Here is a 22116-nt window from a genome sequence, read left to right on the forward strand (position 1 = left end):
AAAAAAATGATTGAATTAAAGGACGTAACCCTTAAATATTCAAGCACGAAAGGTATTTTCAACTTAAATTTTAGCGTTGAAAAAGGCCAGGTTTTCGGATACGTTGGACCAAACGATGCCGGGAAAACGACCACCATTCGGATGCTGATGGGACTGATCAGGGCTGGACGTGGTAGCGCCACCATCGATGGATTAAATTGCTTTTCCAGAGCATCTGCGATTCAAAAAAATACCGGATATGTGCCCGAAGATGTCGCTCTTTTTGAAAACATGCGGGTCAAAGAGTATTTGAACTTCGTTACTCAAATGCGGGGGATTTTTGGTCAGAAGAATACCAGACTCAGAGATATGCTGATTGAACGCTTTGAGGTTGAAACCCGGGGAAAAATCGAAAATATGTCAAGTGGCATGAAAAAAAGACTGACCATTGTCACAGCTTTGATGCATGATCCCCAAACGCTGGTATTGGACGAACCCACCAGTGGATTGGATCCCCTGATGCAGTCCCGGTTTCTCGATCTTATTTTGGAGGAGAAACGGCGGGGTAAAACGGTACTGTTATCAACGCATAAGTTTGAGGAAGTGGAAAGAACCTGTGATCGTGTCGGGGTGCTAAGAGAAGGCCGTCTCGTGGAAAATATGGATATTGTCAGTCTTCGAGCCGAAGAAACCAAGGCCTATCTGGTTAAATTTGCGGCTCCCCCGAATCTGGAACAGATAAAAAAATATGGTTTCGGCTATCAGCAGTTTTCGCAGAGCGATTATGAGATCTTCTCACCGGGTGATCGGATTGATGTGCTGATGAAAGTTTTATCCCATGAAAAAGTATTAGTGTTTAATTCGAAAAATCAATCGTTGGAAGAAATTTTCCAACAGCATTATAAAAAAGAAATAAAACAGACGGAATTTAAAAATGAAGAAAACAACACCCAGGAAAACGAAGGTAAAATAAAAAGAAGCGAAAGAAAGCCGAAATTAATGCCTAAAAAAACGGAGAAGAATAGAACCCTGCCGGATCCGGAAGAAACAGTAAGAGAGGTGAAAAAAGCATGAGTATTCCATTGTTTCTGAAGAATATTAAAAATAATACTTTGCTGTTGCTGGTTTTTGCAGCGTTGATGTCTATTTATTTAGCGGTTATTATCTATATCTATGATCCTAATGGGATTGGCGCAATGGTTGATATGATGTCGATCCTGCCGACCAAACTGGTTAATGCCCTGGGCTTTGGCACCATTGACAGCGGACTGACCGGATTTATTGCCAGCTTGTTTTACGGTTTTCTGATTTATCTGTTTCCGATGGTATATTGCATCATTCTGGCCAATCGTCTGGTGGCCAAGTGGGTCTATGAAGGCTCATTTACCAGCCTGCTGTGCACCCCCAATAGTCGTATAAAAATCATTGTAACCCAGGGAATTTATCTGCTGGCGTCGATTGGGGTTTTGTTTACGATTCTCTTTTTGGTTGGGTACGGCATGAGTGAACATTTTTTTCCGGGAATGCTGGATGTTAAAGTGTTTTTAAAACTGAATTTAGGGGCTTGCCTGATGACAATGACCATCGGGATGTTTTGCTTTTTCTTTTCCTGTTTGTTCAACAGTACCAAACCAGCACTATTTTTTGGAGCCCTGATTCCAGTCGGCTTCTTTATCTTGAATACCCTCAGCAAGTTATCTGAACGAACTGCTTTTTTAGGAAAGTTTTCGCTGTATAATGCCTTTGATGGTTTGGCCATTGTCACAGGGCAGAGCAGTATCAGTTTAATCAGTGGTGGTTTTGCAGTCTTTATTGGATTATTGTTTGCGGCGGCGGTTGGGGTATTCAGTCTGAAACGGTTGCCAGTTTAAACGCTCATCATCGTGATGCAGATCGGATTTTGCGTTATTGGACTAAATCGTAATATTTTAACGTTAAAAAAGCCAGAATGGTCTTGGGTTAGATCCCAAGATAATTCTGGCTTTTTGATTATTCGATGGTATTTCGTAGGACTCCGATTTTTTCAATTTCCGCTTCAATCTGATCCCCGTGTTTTAGGAATTGTGGCGGATCCAGGGCAAAGCCTACCCCGGCAGGGGTTCCGGTGAGAATAATATCGCCTGGTAATAGGGTCATCCCCTGAGATAGATCACTGATAATGGATGGAATGTCAAAAATCATCCGACCAGTTTTAGAGTGTTGCCGAACTTCACCGTTGACTCGACAGGTGATATCCAGATCAAAGGGAATTCTTAAATCGTTTTTGTGCAGAATCCGAGGACCCAAGGGACAAAAAGTGTCAAGAGATTTACCCTTGTACCATTGAGAATGCTTTTTTTGGAGATCCCGGGCGGTTATATCGTTGGCAATGGTGTAGCCAAAAATATAATCTTCAGCGTCTTCTTTGGGAATATCGGCACCTTCTTTGCCAATCACAATGGCCAGCTCCACTTCATAGTCGATCTGCTTGGTGGCCTTGGCATGGGAAAGAATTACCGTATCTGGTCCAGTAACTGAGGTGGGCAGTTTGGAAAAATAGATCGGATTTTCTGGGACGTCGCCCATGGTGGGGATATTCTTGATTTCCTTGGCGTGATCCGCATAGTTTTTCCCCAGACAGAAAATATTTCTTGGGGGTTTGGGAATCGGCGCCAACAGCTTGACCAGATCCAGATTGATACCCAGGTTCTGATGTTCAGCCATGACTTGTTTGATGTCGGCCAGCAATTCATCGGTTGCCAGAGGAATAAAATCGATCAGACGTTCGGGAAATTTGAGACCCATTAGTTTACCGATGGTTGTAATTGGTAAAACCCTGGTTTCATCGGCGGTCAAAATGCCACCTTCGCTAAATGCGTTATATTGATAAGTTACGAAATACATAAAAATCCCTCCCTTTAAATAATATAAGTATTGAAAATTACAAAACTGATCTTAATACTGGTGTCATTTTTGCAATTATTTATGTTAACATCATACCATTATCTGCTTCGAAATTCCAGTCAAATCATTCAGCATGATCCTGTCGATCTTTAAGCTCAAATATTATCTTAAGATTACGGTTTCTTTTAATCAAAGTCCATTGACAATTAGGTCTAATTAAATTATGATTATCATAATTAAGTATGCGAGCTTTAGTAAGCGAGGCATAAAGGTGCAAAAGGAACGATACATTTAATGAGGGAAGATGCCTGTTAGAAAGTATGCCGCTATTTTATAAAGCGGCTTGTTTTTTGCCCATAATTGTGTTTATGATAGGAGGAACATTATGTTAAAAGGAAGACATTTAATCGAGCCTGGAGACTTTCAACTAAATGAAATTGAATCGATTATGCAGCTGGCTGATAATATTATTGCAGACCCCGAGGGTTATTCTTTGGTTTGCAAGGGAAAATTATTGGCCAGCCTTTTTTATGAGCCTTCCACACGGACACGGTTCAGTTTTGAAGCTGCCATGCTTCGTTTAGGGGGAGAAATCATCGGGTTTGATGATCCCAATAACTCCTCGGTGTCCAAGGGGGAAAGTCTGGGTGATACGATCCGGACCATCGAGTGCTATTCGGATATCGCTGTGATCCGGCATCCCCGAGAGGGAACCGCCCGGCTGGTTTCCAAATTTGCCAACGAAATGCCGATTATCAATGCCGGGGACGGCGGTCATGAGCACCCCACCCAGACTCTGACCGATTTGCTGACGATCAGGAAGTTCAAGGGTGGCTGTGATAACCATGTGGTGGGCGTATGCGGCGATTTACTTTTTGGTCGAACCATCCATTCGCTGGTTAAAACTCTGAGCCGTTATCAGGGCATCCGGTTTGTATTTATATCGCCCACTGAGCTAAAAATGCCAGCCCATATTCTTAATCAACTGGATCCGCAAACCTATAAGGAAACGACCAGTCTGGATGAGGTCATTGGTGAATTGGATATTCTTTATATGTCCCGGGTTCAACGGGAGCGGTTTGTCAGTGAGGAAGAGTATCTGCGATTGAAAAACTATTATATTCTGGATAAAAAGAAAATGAAGGGCGCCAAACCGGATATGATTGTCATGCATCCTTTGCCGCGGGTTAATGAAATCGCCACCGAGGTGGACGAGGATCCCCGGGCAGTTTATTTTGCCCAGGCTAAATATGGGATGTATGTTCGGATGGCTCTGATTGCCAAACTTCTGGGAGTGGAGGATAAAAAATGATCAACGTATCGAAATTGAAAAAGGGTATCATCATCGACCACATTGAAGCGGGACATGGTTTTGAAATTTACAAGGAACTCCATCTCAATGATATTGACGATGTGGTGGTGTTACTTAAGAACATTCCCAGTAAAAAAATGAAACAGAAAGATTTAATTAAAATTGAAACCGATTTGCAGATTGATATGACCGTTCTGGGTCTGATTGATCCCAATGTGACCATTAACTTTGTCAAGAATGGTGAGTTGTACAAAAAAATAAGCTTGACCCTACCAACAGTTGTTAATGGCATTATGACCTGCAAAAATCCCCGTTGTATTACCCAATATGAGGATGTGAAGGATATTAAATTCTTTTTGGTCAATGAAGAGAAAAAACAATACCGCTGTGAGTACTGCGACGCCTACACCACTTTTATTGACGAAGAATAACAAAGGAGGAACGATGAAAACCTTAATCAAGAACGTTGAAATGGTAGATGCCGAGGGAAGACGGTTTGGCAAGGTATTAATTGAAGACGGAAAAATAAAAAAAGTCTATAAAGAAAAAGGGAATGTCAAGTCTGAATATGATCAGGAAATCGATGGTCAGGGTTATTTGTTGATGCCAGGATTTATTGATATGCACTGTCATTTGCGGGATCCGGGCTTTGAATATAAAGAAACCATGGAAACTGGGATGCAGGCGGCGCTGAAAGGCGGCTTTACGACACTGGTGGCAATGGCAAATACCAAGCCCTGCATGGATGAGGCGGCACTTGTTAAAGCCAATCTGGATAAGGCCAAAAATTTGCACCTTTGCAACCTGATTCAGGTGGCGGCACTGACTAAAGAGTTTAATGATTCGAATCTAGTCGAGGTTCAATCCTTGCGGCCGCTGACCAATGTCTTTTCCAACGACGGGGTTTCAATTGTGAATCCAGACATTATGGTAGCAGGGCTAAAGGCTTCAACCGCACATGATTTTATTCTTTTAACCCATTGCCAGCCAGAAACTGAACTGGTGCAGCGCGATGTAGACCTACTGGAAGAAATCGGCGGTCATCTGCATATCTGCCATATCAGCAAAAAAGACACTCTGGATCTGATTGTGGAAGCTAAAGCAAAGGGCCTTGATATCACCTGCGAAGTAACTCCCCATCACATCTTTGCCTCGGCGATGGACTACAAGGTCAATCCGCCGTTCCGGACTTATCCCGACCGCCGCGCCTTAATCGAAGGGATTAAAGCTGGCATCATTGATATGTGTGGCACCGATCATGCCCCCCATTCTGAAGCTGACAAACAAAAAGGGGCTCCGGGAATCAATAACTTCGAAATGGCTTTTGCCATGTATTATACGGTTTTTGAACAGAACGGCATCAGCCTGGAAAAGCTCAGCGAGATGCTTAGCGACGCTCCGGCTAAACGCCTGGGCATAAAGGCGGGACTCATCAAAGAACGATATCCGGCGGATCTGGTTCTGGTGGATCCAAACTGGGAAGGGAAAATCAATCCCAAAGAATTCGTTTCAAAAAGTAAAAACAATCCCTTTGGCGGCGAGACCCTAAAAGGAAAAGTAATGATGACCATGGTGAAGGGAGAAATTAAATATGATAATAATGGACCGGCTCTATAATGAAGCTGTAAAAAAAGGACCGATTTGCGTAGGTCTGGATACAACCTTGAAATTTTTACCAAAATACCTGCTTGATAAGGACTGGTCTGATGGTGAGAAAATAACCGAATTCAATAAAAAAATTATCGATGCTACCGAGGATCTGGCAGCTGCCTACAAGGTGCAAATTGCCTGTTACGAGTCCCTGGGACTGGACGGCATGAAAGCCTATAGCGAAACGGTTAAATATGCCCGGAGTAAAGGCATTGTCGTGATTGGTGATGTCAAGCGGGGCGACATTTCGTCCACTGGCGACCAGTATGCCAAGGGTCATTTCACAGGTGATTTCGAAGTCGATATCATGACCGTTAACGCTTATATGGGTGAAGATGCGGTATCACCTTACTATCAATATATTAAAGAAAACAACAAGGGTATTTTTATCCTGCAACGCACATCCAACCCGTCAGCGGTGGATCTCCAGAATCTGGAGGTTGGGGCTGACACCATTTACGAAATTATGGGCGATAAAATCGAAGGCTGGGGCAGTGCTTTCCGGGGTGAAAATGGCTTTTCGGCTATCGGATCGGTAGTCGGACTGACCCGTCCGGATGAATTCGAAGCGATTCGGGCCCGTTGCCCCCATACCTTCTTTTTAGTGCCAGGTTACGGTGCCCAGGGCGGAACTGGCGAAGATATCGCAAATATTCTCAAAAAATCCCGGTGTGCGGTGGTTAACTCATCCCGGGGACTGATCACCGGTCATCAAAAGGCTGGCTGTGAAGATGAGGGCTTTGCTGAGCATATCCGAAAGGCCACTCTGGCAATGCAGGAGGATATTCTTAAATGGCTGTAATCCTAAGTAATTCTCTTGTGTCAGCAGGGATTTTTAAAATGACTGTGGCGTTTACCGGCGACGTTAAGCCAGGTCAATTCTTTATGTTGCGTGCCTGGGACAAAGACCCGCTACTGTCCCGACCGATCAGTGTTCACAATTACGAAGCCGGTCAACTCACCTTTTTATACCAGGTGGTGGGAAAAGGGACCGAAATTTTAGCGCGACTGCAGGCTGATGATGAGGTGACCATCCAGGGTCCCTACGGCAATGGTTTTCCGGAAATCACCGGTGACCTCTGCGTGGTTGGCGGCGGTATCGGAACAGCGCCGCTTTATTATTTGCTGCGACACTATCGTGACCAGAACCCCACCGGTAAGTGTCGGGTCTATTTGGGTTTTCGGGATATCGACTACGGTGTTGAGGCTTTTGCCGCCCTAGCCGATGAAGTGGTGCTTGATGTCGGGGGCATTATCACTGACAAACTTTCGGTTATACCCAGCGAAACGGTGGTAACCTGCGGGCCGGAAATTATGATGGCCGCGGTGGCTAGTGCCGTACCGACTGAAAATACCGTCTACGTTTCGCTGGAAGCCCATATGGCCTGCGGGATCGGCGCCTGTCTGGGTTGCACCTGTGAAACTCGTTCCGGTAATAAAAAAGTCTGTAAAGATGGCCCGGTGTTTGTCCGTGAGGAGGTCTTTAATGTCTAATTATCTGGAAACAAAATTTAATGACATCCGCTTTAAAAACCCGGTGATTCCGGCTTCGGGAACCTTTGGTTTTGGCCGGGAGTATGAAGCCTTTTATGATCTGGCTAAACTGGGCGGCCTCTGCTCCAAGGGGCTGACCTTAGAACCAAAATCGGGAAATACTGGGATGCGACTCTGGGAAACACCGGCTGGGTTGATGAACAGTATCGGTCTGGAAAATCCGGGAATCGATGCCTTTATCGAAAATGAATGGCCCCATCTAAAAGCAATTGATACGGTAACGATTGTCAACGTCGGCGGTAAAGATGAAGATTCGTACCTCACCGCCATTGAGAAGCTGAACGCCATTGATGCCCAGCTGATTGAGCTGAATATTTCCTGTCCCAATGTTAAAGCGGGGGGCATGGCCTATGGGATCAAAGCTGAAACCGCCGGGGAGATCACCAGAAAAGTGGTGGAAATCTCCCGTCATCCGATTATGGTCAAATTGTCGCCCAATGGTGAAGCAGTCGCCGATATTGCCCGGGCCTGCGAGGATGCAGGGGCCCAGGGCATTTCACTGATCAATACGCTTCAAGGAATGGCCATTGATTACAGAAAAAAAGCGGTTGTTTTTGACAACCTCTATGCTGGCCTTTCCGGTCCGGCGGTAAAACCGATTGCTCTGCGGATGACCCATCAGGTATGTCAGGCGGTAAAAATACCGGTGATGGCCATGGGTGGCATCAGTGACTGGAAAGATGCCCTGGAATTTATTATGGCTGGGGCTACCTGTATTCAAATCGGTACCATCAACTTCAATAACCCGCTGGCGCCGCTTGAGATCATCGCTGGCTTGGAAGCCTATTGCATTAACGAAGGACTGACCAATATCTGCGAAGTCAGGGGAATTATTTAATTTAAAATATAGAAATGAGGAATAATATGAGTCAGGAAGTATTAGAAGTATTAAAAGAAACCGATGCTTTTTTGGAAGGACATTTTTTACTATCATCCGGTAAACACAGCGATCAGTATGTTCAATGCGCCAAAGTGCTGCGTTTTCCTGATGCTGCCGCCAAGGTTCTGGCACCGGTAGTTGAACAGTTAAAAACGCTGAAAATTGACAAGGTGGTCGGCCCGGCCATGGGCGGCGTCATCGTTTCCTACGAAATCGGCCGACAATTGGGCAAAGAATCTATTTTTACCGAACGTAAAGACGGCCTGATGGAACTGCGCCGCGGCTTTGAAATCAAACCGGGCGAACGGGTCATTATCACCGAAGATGTTGTTACTACCGGAAAATCTACCATCGAAACCAAGAAAGTGCTCGAAGAGCTGGGTGCGGTCGTTCTTGGTGTGGCTTGCATCGCTGACCGCCGGGCAGCCGGAGTTGAAATTAACATGCCCATTTACTCTGCAATTAAACTCGAAATCACCGCCTGGGACCCCGACGACTGTCCCGTCTGCAAAGCCGGTCAAGTCGCTCTGGTCAAGCCCGGTTCCAGAGGAAATGCCTAAAAAATAAAATAAAATAACAGGAGGAAAACAAGATGAAAAACAAAAAGATTATCGCGTTAATCAGTAATGATTTTGAGGATCTTGAATTATGGTACCCCGTGCTGCGCCTGCGGGAAGAAGGGGTTACCGTTCATGTTGTAGGGGAGATTGCTAACAAAAAGTACATCGGTAAATACGGTGTACCCTGTGTCTCCGACCTGGCCTATACTGACATCAATCCTGACGATTATGACGGGATTCTGGTTCCCGGCGGTTGGGCGCCCGATGCGATCCGTCGTTTCCCGGTGGTGCTGGAGATGATCCGCAACCTCGACAAACGAAAACGGGTCATTGGCCAAATCTGCCATGCCGGTTGGGTCCTGATTTCTGCTGGCATCCTCAAAGGCAAAAACGTCACCAGTACCCCTGGTATCAAAGATGACATGACCAACGCCGGGGCCATCTGGCATGATACACCTTCGATTATCGACGGCCACATTGTTTCCAGTCGTCGGCCCCCGGATCTGCCAGAATATATGATTGATTATATTAAAGTTCTGAAAGCTCAGGATTGATCAGACCTGTAAAATAAGAATAACCGACATTTGTCCATCACTTAGTAAGATAGGCTACAGCGGACAGATGTCGGTATTTTTTGTAAAAAGATGACCGCAGTGAACATAAACTGCGGTCATTGATTAAAGATAAGGCCCCATGGCTTCAATATCCTCATGCCAGACTGCTATCCGGTTTCTCCCGGTTTCTTTGGCCTGATAAAGGGCTTCATCAGCACGGTGCAACAGGCTGTCAAAGGAGTTCTCATCCATTGGATTAGAAGAAACAACCCCGACTGATATAGTAACCATATCATTAACAGGAGAGGACTCATGAGGAATGTTCAAATTCAGAATTGCGTTGCGCAGCGATTCGGCAACGTTTTGAGCTCCGTGAGTATTGGTGTTGGGGAGCAAACAGGCGAATTCTTCGCCACCCCAGCGGGCAGCCAGATCTTTAGGACGCTTAAGTGTAACCGATAGAGCGCTAGCCACCTTTCTAAGACAAGCATCCCCTTCCAAATGACCATAGGTATCGTTATAAAACTTAAAATGATCAATGTCAAGCAGAAGCACAGATAAAATGGTGCCCGTTCGCTTGGCTTTTTTAATTTCCAGGGTCATGGTATCATCGAAACGTCGGCGGTTGGCGATCTGGGTCAATTGATCAACATCCGTATTGATTTTTAGGGTGTCCTGATAGTATTTTACAGCCAGATGGTTTTTGATCTTGGCTTTAATAATCGGGATGCTGAAGGGTTTAGTAATATAATCGATGGCACCCAGAGTTAAGCCGAACTCGATATCTCTGGCAGCTGTGAGAGAGGTAAGAAAGATCACCGGTATATCTTTAGTTTTTGTACCCCTGCTAAGTCGTCGGCAGATTTCATAGCCATCAATTTCAGGCATAATAATATCCAACAGGATAAGATCTGGGGGATCATTGGAATTACAAATAGACAGGGCTTCTTTACCACTGTGAGATATCAGCACATCGTAATCTTCAATCAGTGCACTTTCCATTATTTTGGTGTTAAGGGGTGAGTCATCAACCACTAGGATTTTCTGACGAATCGGACAAAGGTCTTCCAGATCGTTTTGAAGCTGGTGCTTATCGAGCTGTCCACGAAGTTCTTTCAGGCCAGCAGCAGAGAGCTTTATGTGGGTGATGTCGGTTCCCGCCACATAGGCGTAATTATCGTGGCAATTAAATTCCCAGTCGACGTATCGGTAGTTGCCGTCTTTGGATCGGAAACGATTCGAAAAGGTGAGTCGATGGTTAGTGTGTAACAATTCTGAAAAAACAAAGGTGGTAGCATCCCGGTCATCGGGATGCGCATAATCAATAATGTTGGTATCGAGTAATTCTGCCGCACTGTAACCAAAGGTTTTTTCCCAGGTATAATTGACTTTTTCAATACGTCCATCCGTGTGGAGGATGCATAAAAGGCCAAGATTCAGGGAAAAAATGCGGTTGAGAATTTGTTGCGAGGTATTGGTGGCGAAAAATTCTTCCATGGGCAATGATTCCAATCGATAAGTAAATTTGTTTAATTATAACATGCATTACTCAAAGGTGGATAAAAAAATTAATAATTATCTGTTTCTCGATCATCAAGATCAATTATCGGTTCCATGCTTTCAAATTCCGTCTTTTCAAAAGCGGGGTAGCTTGAGCCAAGGCGGGAATCAGTGTTAATGGGAGTGGTAGAAAGCTGCTTCAGTTTAAAAGCTTCCATCATTTCTTTAAGCATTTCGGCCTGGCTGGACAGTTCCTGACTGGCGGCTGCGCTTTCTTCGGCGGTGGCAGAATTTGCCTGAACGACCTGCGAAACCTGATCAAGTCCCATGGTAATCTGGGCGATTTCTGAGGCCTGGTCATTGGAGGCCCGGGCAATATTGGCAACCAGATCGGAGACCTTTTCAATTTGATTGAGAATTTCCTTTAATCCCTCAGCGGTCTCATCCGCAATTTTTGTTCCAGCTTCCACTTTGCTTATGGAGCCTTCAATCAGGAAGGTCGTTTCTTTGGCGGCTTCGGCGCTTCGGGCGGCCAGGGTGCGAACTTCCTCGGCGACGACGGCAAAACCTTTACCGTGCTGACCAGCCCGGGCAGCTTCAACCGCGGCATTTAAAGCCAGTATATTCGTCTGGAAGGCGATGTCATCAATAACCTTGATGACTTTTGAAATATTGTGGGATGAGGCATTGATGTCGGACATGGAGGTGACCATTTTTTGTATCTGTTCATTGCCGATCTGGGCATTACTTCGCACCTCAATGGCCCGGTCATTGGCTTCATTGGCATTAACGGCATTCTGTTTTGTTTCAGCCGCCACTTCTTCGATGGAAGAACTGAGCTCCTCAATGGAACTGGCCTGTTCAGTGGTACCATGGGATAACTGCTGACCGCCGTCAGAGATCTGTCGGGAACCAGAATCCACCTGATCGGCAGCTTCGATAATTTCCCGCATCACGGTGCTGAGATGGCTGGTAATATCGTTGATAGCGTATTTAATAGCAATAAAATCACCGAGATAGTGATTCGTGATTTCCTGAGTCAGATCACCCTGGCCAATTTTTTCCAGGGTGGCAGTGATTTCATCAACATATTGTTTGAGGAAGTCAATGGTACGGTTCATGTCATCTTTGATTTTTCCGTGTTGTCCTTTGAAATCGCCAGCCATGGTAACCTTTAGATTTCCCTGGGCTAATTGGTTTAAGGTTGTTGAAGCAGCACGAATCGGGTCGATTACCGCATCAAGCGTATTATTGAAACCTTCAATGACCCGGGCGTATTCGCCAGGGAATTTAGAAGCGTCACCCCGATGATCAAGATCTCCTTCAACGGCAATTTGCGTCATCGACTGAGTTTCGTCAACGAGTAATACAATATTCTCAATCATTCCAATCAGACTGGGAATTAACTGATCGTTATCACTGCGTTTGCCGGTGGATTTCAGGTCAGCCAGATCACTCATATCACCGTTTGCGATCCGATTGACGATATCCATGATGTGAATCATTTTGTTATTGATGCGGTTGATGGAGTGAGAAATTTCGCTAAATATACCGCAACAGCTTTCATCAATAGTTTGTGAGAAGTCATTGACACTCATGCGGGCCAGAACCCGATTACCATCTTCCAGCGCCCCGAGACCATCGATACAGGAATTGATATTGTTCTTGATGGTATTGAAATCACCGTGATAGGTATCAGTAATCTGCGGGGGAATTTCACCATGGCCAATGCGTTGGATATAATCGGCAGCCACATTGAGGGGTAGGATAACGGCATTCAGCGTTTCATTGACACCTTGTACGATTTCTTTAAATCCACCCTGAAAGTTCTCGGCATTTCCCCGGGTTTCCAGACGCCCCTCGATGGCCGCTGCCGAGAGAAAATTAGCCTCGGCAATCAGGTGACGAATGTTCTCAATGGTCTGTTTGAGAGCCGGTGTGATTTCATCCCGATCCCCCTGAGATTGAATTTCGGCAGAAAGATCACCAGCCGCTATTTGGTTCAGGGTTTTGATCAAAACAAATTGGAGGTTGTCAGCGAAGTTATCAAGGGCAACAGCCATTTCACCAATCTCATTGCTTTCTTTCATATTCAACCGGGTACCCAGATAACCCTGGTTCATTTCCTGAATCATCTGATTGACGTTTGTGATGGGCTTGGTAATTGATAGTGAAATTCGATAGAGGATCAATGCCAGAATTACGAAAATCAGTAAGCCAACACCGGCAATCAACAGGATATTGTTGGTAACCGCAGCATAAACATTTTCCATAGAGTAGCCAATGTCAATTGCGCCAACCAGTTCGCCATTAATTGTCAGCGGATAGAGCACATCATAAACGGTTACATCCTTTAATTCATAGTAGTATTCTGAGGCGGAGGCAATGCCTTCCTGAGCGGCAGCCTTCATTGTTTCGTCGTCAGAATAATCGTTACCGATGTCTTCTGCAATACTGTCAGCGATGTCGATGACATTTTTGTCAATGATGGCGATATAGACTATGTTTTCATCATTGGCCATTTTATCAATCTGGGCTTGATAGCTGAATTCATCTTTAATTTCTTTACTTTCTTGGGATGTTGCCCCAGCAGTAGCTTCAGTCAGGGCTTCAATGGCATTGGCGTTGTTTTCCAGTTGTGTTACAAATCGTTGAGAAGTTGTATAGCCATGATCTTTTAATTGATCCAAGAGGCTGTTTCGGATCAAATACGAAGAAATTAGACCAATGGCAAAAATGCCCAAAAAAACGCAGAAAAGGGGCATAATCAGTAGTTTAAAACGTATCGAATCGGTTTTTTTGGTTTGCGTCCTTTGATTATTCATTCTCATGATGCTCCTTTAATTATGGGCGTTTGGATTTGAAAAACTAGACACTTAATTCTGGTTGCCTGGATTAGCTTAATTATACAGGCAGGTTTCTTTTAAGTCAAAATAATTATTCTGTCAAATATAGTCCAATCAATAGAAAAAAGCAATCGTTGCGAACGTCCGATCAGGAGGAAGTTGCAAACAATTGCTTTTAATGGCGTAAACAGACTTGTATAATGGTGGAACGCTATCAGGTGCTTTATTGTTCCACAAAATCTACGATGATTTCAATGAGATCCATGGCTAATTGATTATAATGATCTCCGGTAAGGTCATCAGTACCTGAATAAATTAATACAAAGGACTTGGCATTGAGTCCAACCCCTATTTTTATCCGGGGTTTATCTTTGAAAGCGATGGGAATATTATCGTTTCGCAGAGTAATATACATTTTCTCTTTGTCAGCAAAAAGTTTTACCAGGGTTCGTCCATCTTCGGCTTTGATGCTGTAAGAACCATTAAAGGTGATAACCTTGCTGGTGGTGAGCCGATCTCCCAAGGATACTAAAAACTCCTCCAGATTTAATTTCAAATCCGGGTGCCACTGATCCAAAACAATGGTTCGAATGGTCGGGTCATTATTGCTGGAGCCGGTTTCTGCAGGCAGATGTAAGACATTGTCTTTCGACAGGGCATAATATCCTTTTTGGGGATCAACCAGGTTTTGCTCTTCAAGCATGGCAAACGAAATTAAACCAAAGGATTGTTTTTCGGCCCGCCAACCGCTGACGCCGATGGGGGGCAAAAAGTTGGCATTTTTAAAGGGCTGGATATCAACCGGATCATTAGTCAGAGCAACAAATAAAAAATCCGGATTGTATCCGAATTTATCAATACAGAGTTTGATCATGACGGGTTTTTTAAGTACCTTGGGGACATCGTGGTAGAGCTTGTATGCTTCATCCACATCTTCAATAAATCCGCCATCTTTTTGATAATGATAAGCTTTGGCCAAACGATACATTAGAGCCAGTCGGATATTTAGCTTGTCGCCAATGTCTTTGTATTTATTGGGAAATAGTTTTATATTTAATTTTTCTGATGCATCATCATAGGCCGAAATTTTTGATTCAACAAAAATAACATGCCGCTGGAGGCTTTTTTCTTCGGCTATAATGATCAGATTGGGCCTGCCAAACTGTCCCAGTGACGGTTCGATAATAAAAGTAATTTTGACAATATCCGGCAGCCACTCTGGCTTGAAGTCATCAGTAAATTTAATAGTGTTTAAAAATCTCAATTGTTTTTCAAAATCGGTTTCCATATCGAGTATGATGCTGTTCACAACACCTTGGTTACCGTAGAATGTGGTTGTCATAAAGAATCCTCCATTTTTAGTGAGTTTAGTATACCACGTCAAGCCCAACTATAAAAGGATTTTGATGCATGAGTCCGTGAAAATCAGGGGTAAAAATCATGAATAATGGGAAACAAGGGTCTTCATACTTTCAATGACCCAGTCGATGTCATCAGAGTTGACACCATGATTGGTTACAAAACGGTACTCACCATTTTCTGTTCCACTAATTTTAATATTCTTTTTTAGCAGACCTTCAATAAGCGCAGATTCAGTTATCACAGATTCTGGAAGGGTAAAAAAGACCATGTTGATATCCAAACGGTTTCTAAGAACCGAGCAGGAATCGATCTCTTCCAGCCGGGTGGCCAGATAGCGGGCATTCCGGTGGTCTTCTTCCAGCCGGGAGATCATTTCCGTCAGACTGATAATCCCGGCCGCGGCCAGGATTCCGGCCTGTCGGAGGCCACCGCCCATCAGTTTTCTGTTTTTACGGGCTTTTTTTATAAATATTTCGGTTCCCAGTAGTAACGACCCCACCGGTGCACAGAGGCCTTTGGACAGACAGACGTTTACTGAATCCCCTTGGGCGGCAATTTCTTTGACATCAACCCCTAATGCAAGAGCGGCATTAAATATTCGGGCGCCATCAATGTGCACTGGGATGTTTTGGGATTGGGCCAGGGTATAAACCGCTTCCATATTGGCCAAGGGAACAGTTTTTCCCGATGACTGGGCGTTTTCCATACAGATCAGTCCGGTATCCGGGAAATGAATGTCTTCACCCCGGAGCATCAGCGCCAGTTTTTCCACATCAACGCCGTCATCGAGAACCGGAAAGGTTCTGATTTGAACGCCCGAAAGGACCGCGGCTGCGCCGACCTCATGCATCAGGATATGGCAATCATCACCGACCAGGACTTCATTTCCTCTTGTCGTGTGGGTCATGATCGCCAGTTGATTGCCAAAAGTACCGGAGGGTACAAACAGAGCCGCTTCCTTGCCTAAAAGTTCAGCAGCTAGCTTTTCTAACTGGTTGACAGTTGGGTCATCCCCGTAGACATCATCACCCACGGTTGCATTGGCCATAGCGGTTCGCATGGTTTGGGTTGGTTGGGTTACAGTATCACTTCTTAAGTCGATCAACATAATTAAAACTCCTTTGATTGTTTTAATAATTATTTCAGTTTTCATTATTATAGCGCGAAAAGATCTGATCGACAAATAAGTTTTTGATCGGGAAAAGATCTAAATGTATTTATGCAAGGCTTATTACAGAACGACTGATGAGATTGTAAAAATATAAAAATTTGTCAATAAATGAGATTTAAATTAGAGCACTGTCTTAATTGTATAAATATACAGTAAGATAATGGTTAATTACGATAAAAAATAGTTGAAATAAATCGAGGTCATGTTATAATTTGCCCATATGTGAAAGTATGGGGGAATAGTTTTGGAGAAGATTCAAATTACCATCAATTTCTAAAAAGCGTGAGAGATGGTATTATCGTTGTTGACCTAGACAATATGAAGAAGCCCGGGAAAGATTTGAGGATGGGTCTCAATATCCACTTTCTATTATTATGGGAGATGTAAACGGATTAAAGATGACAAATGATGCATTCGGACATCTGGCCGGTGATTCATTATTGATAGCAGCCAGTCAGGTTCTGACTCATTGTTGTCGTTCCACCGATGTGGTCGTGCGATGGGGCGGTGATGAATTTGTTATGCTCCTCCCAAATACCGATGAAGAAACCGTTAAAAAACGGATGAGCAATATGATCGATGCAGTGGTGTCTTGTAAAGTTGACCAAGGGATTCTATCGATATCATTTGGATGGGCAACTAAGCATTCAAAGACAGAACCATTTACTGAATTGTTTAAAAAAGCAGAAAGCATGATGTATAAAAATAAACTAAAAATGAAATCTGAAGTTCGACAAAATACAATTCAGTCAATTATGTATACTTTATATGAAAAAAGCGCAGTTGAAAAAATTCATGCGGAGCGGGTTTGTTATTATTGTATGCGTATTGCTAAAGAAATGAATATGAAAGAAATAGAATTAGAACAGCTCAGGTGGACAGGAATGCTTCATGACATCGGCAAAGTAACAATCGATAAAGAAATTCTTGAAAAAAAGGGAGAATTAACCCCGGAGGAATGGAATGTAATAAAAAAGCATCCAGAAACAGGCTATCATATTATCAATTCAGCCCCTGAAATGGTTGGAATTGCTACCGCAATTTTGTGTCATCATGAACGGTGGGATGGAAAAGGGTATCCAAAAGGCCTGGTAGGTGAAGAGATTCCGATTTTATCAAGAATTATGGCGGTTGGAGCGTCTTATGATACGATATTATCTGAACGAACCTATAAAAAAGCAAAAACCAAAAGCGAAGCGCTGCAGGAGCTTCAGAATTATGCTGGAACCCAATTTGATCCCCAGATTGTATCACTTTTTGTGAATCGGGTGGCAAACACATTATAAAAAAATCGATCATCAGCAAAGTCAAATTTTGTGATGGTCTTTTTCATTTCAGTCCCAAATTATAAAAAAAACCCCTAAAGTCAAAAAGTGCTATGAGATTGTGTTACAATGCTAACAAAAGTATGGTATCATAACAAAATAATTATGTGTAACTCATGTCTTATGTGGAAAGGAAAAGAAAAGATGGTCTCTTTATTAGAGTTAACTCTCCAACTATCAAGAGCTTCGGATATGGTAAGCCCGGAACTGAATCATCATCAACGTCTTGTCGCCTATATTACCAACAACCTAGGGGAAGAGTTGAACTTTGATGAAAAGAAACTAAATGAAGTCTGTGTCGCCGCTGTGCTGCATGATATTGGTGGTTTAAGTATGCAGGAACGAATCAATGTGCTGAAGTTTGAAGCCATTAATCCCCATCAGCATGCCCGAATTGGTTGGCTGCTTCTGAAGGATTACCGAGAATTCAAAAATATAGCCAGAATCATCAAATTTCATCATGTGGATTGGAACGATGGGGAAGGTCTCAGATTTTTGGGGGAAACGGTCATGTCCGAAAGTCATCTCATCCACTTGGCTGACCGGATTGCTACCCTCATCTCTCGGGACGATAAGATGATCAATCAAAAAGACCGAATTTTTGAAAAAATAGTAAGTGCCTCGGGACGAAAATTTAACCCTGAGTTCATCAAAGCTTTTGAACGCTTAAAAGAAAAAGAGTTTTTCTGGTATGATCTGGAGTCTATTTCCAATGGTCGGCGATATTATAAAAAAATAAAATTCCAGGACCAGAGACTGGATATCGACGAATTAATCGGAATTACCAAACTGTTTGCCCGGGTCATTGATTTTCGGAGCAACTTTACTGCAGTTCACAGCGAAGGAGTTTCAGCAGTAGCCAAACGGTTGGCACAGCATTTAAAATGTGATGAGCTGACCTGTAAGAAAATTCAGGCCGCTGGCTACATCCATGATATTGGCAAACTGACAGTTTCCACGGAAATCCTGGAGAAACCGGCGGGACTTACCCAAGCCGAATTTGCTGTCATGAAAGAGCATACCTATCATACTTATGTGTTGTTGTTTCAGATTGCCGGTTTTGAAGAAATAAATGAATTTGCCTCGATGCATCATGAACGGCTGGATGGAACCGGCTATCCCTTTAAAAAGACAGCGTCAGAGCTTTCGCTGGGAGCCAGGATCATGGCGGTGGCAGATATTTTTACCGCAGTATCTGAGAATAGACCCTATCGTAAGGGAATGGAAAAAGAAAAAGTGATCGAGATTTTAAAGCAAATGGTGACGGATCATAAAATTGATCCACACATTGTAGAAATTCTAATTTCGAATTATCAAGATGTAAACAAAGCCCGGATCAGGGCCCAGAAAAAGGCAAGAATACGGTACAATGATTTTGCTAAACTATTGACATCATAAAAGCTATTCAGGTTTTAGGTTTTTGTGAAAAAATGGAAGTGTAAAGAAATTAATAAAAAAATAGTACAATAAAAATCCAGGCTGAATATTTCTGTTCAGCCTGGATTTTTTAGAACGCTTAATATTTGTCAAAATCCAGATTATCAAGGATTATTTCTGATTGAGGAAGTACCAATGACTCTGAATAATCGGTAACAGGTCTGGCAGGCTGATTTTTTGTGTTCTTGAGTTTAAAGGCATCAACCATTTGTTTAAGCATCTCGGCTTGTCCGGAAAGTTCTTCACTGGCAGCAGCGCTTTGTTCGGCTGTTGCTGAATTCGTTTGAACTACTTGGGAAACGGCTTCAATGCCTTGATTGATCTGGGCAATTTCTGAAGCCTGGTCATTGGAGGCCCGGGCAATTCGACCGACCAGATCGGTAACTTTTTCAATTTGCTTAAGAATTTCGGCAAGCCCCAGAGCGGTTTCATCAGCGATTTTAGTGCCGACTTCTACCTTGTCGATGGAGCCTTCAATCAGCCCGGTGGTTTCCTTGGCAGCTTCAGCACTGCGGGCAGCCAGAGTACGGACTTCTTCAGCAACGACGGCAAAACCTTTGCCGTGCTGACCAGCCCGGGCTGCTTCCACAGCGGCATTAAGAGCCAGAATATTGGTCTGAAAGGCAATGTCATCAATGACTTTAATGATTTTAGAAATATTGTGTGAGGAGTCGTTGATTTCGCTCATCGCAGCGACCATCTTAACCATTTGAGAATTGCCAACTTCAGCATTAGAACGAACATTGATGGCCAGTTCATTCGCTTCATTGGCATTTTGGGCGTTGCGTTTTGTTTCGGCAGCAACTTCTTCAATGGAAGCTGTCAACTCCTGAATCGAGCTGGCCTGTTCAGTAGTTCCATGTGATAATGCTTGACCACTATCAGAAATTTGTTGAGCACCGATATCCACCTGACTGGCAGCGACATTGATGTCGTAAAGGGTAGTGCTTAAGCTGGCAGCAATTTGATTTAGGGCTTTTTTGATTGCCAGGAAATCGCCACAGTAGAGGTTGGTAATCTCCAGGTCAAAATTTCCCCGACTCATTTCTTCCAGAGTGTGAGTGATTTCTTCCACGTAGGCTCTTAAAAATTCAATGGTCTGGTTCATATCATGTTTGATTTTTCCATGTTGACCTTTGAAATCACCGTCCATGGTAATTTTGAGATTTCCCTCAGCCAGTTCATTGAGCGTGGCCGAAGCAGCTTGAATCGGATCAATGATCGCATCCAGGGTCTGGTTGAATCCTTCAATGACGGTGGCATATTCACCCTGGAACTTTGTTACATCGCCACGGTTGTTGAGATCTCCGGAAATGGCGATCTGAGCCATGTTTCTGGTTTCTTCAACCAGCATCAAAATCGTTTCGGTCATGCCCAGCAGTGCTGGTACCAGACGGTCGTTCTCACTGCGTTTGCCAATGCTGCGAAGAAAGTCCAGATCACTTAGATCACCGTTACGGATATTGGTGGAAATACTGACAATCCGACCAAGCTGGGCATGAACCCCATTGATGGATCGGGCAATTTCACCGAAAATACCGTCAAAATCGCCGTCAATAGCTTGAGTTAAATCGTTTTTATTCATCAATTTCAAAGTGTGGTCAGCCACCGATAAGGCACCTAATCCATCCAGGCAGGCATTAAGATTATTTTTAATTTCGCGGAAGTCGCCATAATATTCATCAGTAATCTTCGGTGGAATTTCACCCTTGCCAATTCGCTCAATGTATTCGGCAGCGACATTAAGGGGACCGACAACGGCATCCAGAGTACTGTTTACACCGGCAACGATTTCCCGAAAACCACCGCTGAATGCATCAGCATGGCCCCGGGTGTCCAGACGTCCTTCGACGGCTGCCTGAGACAGTGCATTTGCCTCGGTAATCAGGGCTCGGATGGTTTCGATGGTTTTTTTCAGCGCGGGCCCGATTTCATCCTGGGGATCGGTGATTTCCACATTCATGGAAACATCCCCTTCAGAAATGCGGTTGATTGTGCCAATAACCAGAAACTGGAGAGAATCAGCCATTTTGTCCATGGTTGTCGCCATTTCGCCGACCTCGTCGGTGGTATCAATATTAAGACGGTTGCTCAGGTGACCTTTACTCATTTCCTGGATCATATGGTTAGCCTTGCGGAGTGGCCCACAGATCAGGGAGGTCAGTACTAATCCCAAAGCGACAGCGATAATCATACTAATAATCATGATAATGGTCATTGTGGTGGTGACACCAGCCGCCTGGGCAAAATTTTCTTCAGATTTGGTCAAACCATCGGCAAGTTTTAAGTCAGAGAGATTATCGATTGCCGTTTGCAGGGCGGCCGTGGCTTTCCCGGCAGCACCATCTGGACTCATTAAGTTAAACGCTTCAGTGTCCTGGTTTAGGGCAGCTTGGGTCTTCACCGCGTCAAGATGTTTGTTGTATTCTGTCCGGGCGGCTTCAAAGCTGTCAAAGGCTTCTTGCATTTCATCGGTTTGAATCGTTTTCTGGTAATCGTCAGCCAAGGTATCGATTTTTTGTTGGTCTTCAGCAATGCTCTTTTCAATCGACTGAATCAGGGCAGGATCGTTGGCTAGAATCATGTCCCGCAGGTTTACACGCATCTTCTGAAAGGTGGTTGACATTTGACCAACTTGGGAGATGGGCACTGTCATGTTTTCATATAACTCCTGATCAGACTCTTGTAGCGACCAGGTATTTATGATACCAATGAAACCAACAACGCCAACAAGCAGAGCAATAAGAATAAACGATGTCAGCAGTTTCGTTTTAATTTTTAAATTTTTAAACCAATTCAAGTTAGACCTCCGTTAGTTTAATCTGAGGGGGCAAATTGCGGACGGTGTCCTTACTCACCAGTATTGATGTAAAAAAAAAGTCTTATGAGATTAGCTTATCGCTGCGGAATAAATAATTGCTATTCTGGTGATTGGACGGATTGATGCGGGATTTATTTTCTGAAACACCACCTGACTGAATGAATAGATAGTCATTCAAATTAATATAATTTCATTTTTTAATTTCCTGTAAATTATAAGGGATAATCTTGTAAAATGAAACAAAAAAATAACATAATATCGCATTATTTTCTAAAAAGTGCT

General features: G+C 43.7%; 17 protein-coding genes and 1 pseudogene. 12 read left to right on the forward strand and 6 right to left on the reverse strand.

Annotation, left to right across the window (positions count from 1 at the left end):
- Positions 1–6 precede the first annotated feature (6 nt).
- Both B3F51_RS06370 and B3F51_RS06375 read left to right on the forward strand, forming a co-directional pair.
- Entirely contained in the window at positions 7–1053 is a 1047-nt protein-coding gene (locus B3F51_RS06370) for an ABC transporter ATP-binding protein (protein ID WP_070372106.1), read from the forward strand.
- On the forward strand, positions 1050–1850 hold the full coding sequence (locus B3F51_RS06375; RefSeq protein WP_070372105.1) for a hypothetical protein: 801 nt from the start codon (positions 1050–1052) through the stop codon (positions 1848–1850). The genes B3F51_RS06370 and B3F51_RS06375 overlap by 4 nt, the downstream gene beginning before the upstream one ends.
- Positions 1851–1968: 118 nt before the next feature.
- Here B3F51_RS06375 and B3F51_RS06380 read toward each other — a convergent pair whose 3' ends face one another.
- Positions 1969–2862 carry a fumarylacetoacetate hydrolase family protein gene (locus tag B3F51_RS06380; RefSeq protein WP_070372104.1) on the reverse strand — a complete coding sequence of 298 codons (894 nt, stop codon included), beginning with the start codon at positions 2860–2862 and terminating at the stop codon, positions 1969–1971.
- A 385-nt stretch (positions 2863–3247) separates the two neighbouring features.
- Between B3F51_RS06380 and pyrB the strand changes: the two genes are divergently transcribed.
- The 8 genes from pyrB to B3F51_RS06420 are packed head-to-tail and all read left to right on the forward strand — an operon-like array spanning position 3248 to position 9372.
- Positions 3248–4174, forward strand: coding sequence for an aspartate carbamoyltransferase (pyrB, locus tag B3F51_RS06385; RefSeq protein ID WP_070372103.1), 927 nt, complete (start codon positions 3248–3250; stop codon positions 4172–4174).
- A complete protein-coding gene (locus B3F51_RS06390) occupies positions 4171–4605 on the forward strand; it encodes an aspartate carbamoyltransferase regulatory subunit (protein ID WP_070372102.1) in 435 nt (144 codons plus the stop codon). Before pyrB ends, B3F51_RS06390 begins: the two co-directional genes overlap by 4 nt.
- A gap of 13 nt (positions 4606–4618) precedes the next feature.
- Positions 4619–5791: a dihydroorotase gene (locus tag B3F51_RS06395; protein WP_070372101.1), complete on the forward strand. Its 1173-nt coding sequence runs from the start codon at positions 4619–4621 to the stop codon at positions 5789–5791.
- Complete coding sequence (gene pyrF / locus B3F51_RS06400; protein WP_084633717.1) at positions 5766–6626, forward strand: orotidine-5'-phosphate decarboxylase; 861 nt, start codon at positions 5766–5768, stop codon at positions 6624–6626. Before B3F51_RS06395 ends, pyrF begins: the two co-directional genes overlap by 26 nt.
- On the forward strand, positions 6617–7318 hold the full coding sequence (locus tag B3F51_RS06405) for a dihydroorotate dehydrogenase electron transfer subunit (RefSeq protein ID WP_286946126.1): 702 nt from the start codon (positions 6617–6619) through the stop codon (positions 7316–7318). Before pyrF ends, B3F51_RS06405 begins: the two co-directional genes overlap by 10 nt.
- Positions 7311–8216 (forward strand): dihydroorotate dehydrogenase, encoded by a 906-nt coding sequence (locus B3F51_RS06410; protein WP_286946128.1) that lies wholly within the window; start codon positions 7311–7313, stop codon positions 8214–8216. The genes B3F51_RS06405 and B3F51_RS06410 overlap by 8 nt, the downstream gene beginning before the upstream one ends.
- 26 nt (positions 8217–8242) lie before the next feature.
- A complete protein-coding gene (gene pyrE / locus B3F51_RS06415) occupies positions 8243–8818 on the forward strand; it encodes an orotate phosphoribosyltransferase (RefSeq protein ID WP_286946130.1) in 576 nt (191 codons plus the stop codon).
- Between the two features lie 32 nt (positions 8819–8850).
- Positions 8851–9372 carry a type 1 glutamine amidotransferase domain-containing protein gene (locus tag B3F51_RS06420; protein WP_070372097.1) on the forward strand — a complete coding sequence of 174 codons (522 nt, stop codon included), beginning with the start codon at positions 8851–8853 and terminating at the stop codon, positions 9370–9372.
- Between the two features lie 123 nt (positions 9373–9495).
- Here the strand turns inward: B3F51_RS06420 and B3F51_RS06425 are convergent, their stop codons facing one another.
- The 4 genes from B3F51_RS06425 to ltaE form a co-directional block, all read right to left on the reverse strand.
- Entirely contained in the window at positions 9496–10869 is a 1374-nt protein-coding gene (locus B3F51_RS06425; protein WP_286946133.1) for a diguanylate cyclase domain-containing protein, read from the reverse strand.
- 71 nt (positions 10870–10940) lie between these two features.
- Positions 10941–13697: a methyl-accepting chemotaxis protein gene (locus B3F51_RS06430; protein ID WP_070372095.1), complete on the reverse strand. Its 2757-nt coding sequence runs from the start codon at positions 13695–13697 to the stop codon at positions 10941–10943.
- A 244-nt stretch (positions 13698–13941) separates the two neighbouring features.
- Complete coding sequence (locus tag B3F51_RS06435; RefSeq protein WP_148637824.1) at positions 13942–15060, reverse strand: hypothetical protein; 1119 nt, start codon at positions 15058–15060, stop codon at positions 13942–13944.
- Positions 15061–15156: 96 nt separating this feature from the next.
- Positions 15157–16188, reverse strand: a complete 1032-nt coding sequence (gene ltaE, locus B3F51_RS06440) for a low-specificity L-threonine aldolase (RefSeq protein WP_070372093.1) — start codon at positions 16186–16188, stop codon at positions 15157–15159.
- A gap of 407 nt (positions 16189–16595) precedes the next feature.
- Between ltaE and B3F51_RS16200 the strand changes: the two are divergent.
- Positions 16596–17537: pseudogene (locus B3F51_RS16200) on the forward strand (diguanylate cyclase); the annotation flags it as partial.
- A 183-nt stretch (positions 17538–17720) separates the two neighbouring features.
- Positions 17721–18974, forward strand: coding sequence for an HD domain-containing phosphohydrolase (locus tag B3F51_RS06455; protein WP_175440954.1), 1254 nt, complete (start codon positions 17721–17723; stop codon positions 18972–18974).
- 118 nt (positions 18975–19092) lie between these two features.
- Here the strand turns inward: B3F51_RS06455 and B3F51_RS06460 are convergent, their stop codons facing one another.
- Complete coding sequence (locus tag B3F51_RS06460) at positions 19093–21813, reverse strand: methyl-accepting chemotaxis protein (RefSeq protein ID WP_286946137.1); 2721 nt, start codon at positions 21811–21813, stop codon at positions 19093–19095.
- Positions 21814–22116: the final 303 nt, after the last annotated feature.

The sequence above is a fragment of the Acetobacterium sp. UBA5834 genome, from assembly GCF_002435675.1.
GTDB classification, from domain to species: Bacteria; Bacillota; Clostridia; order Eubacteriales; family Eubacteriaceae; genus Acetobacterium; species Acetobacterium wieringae.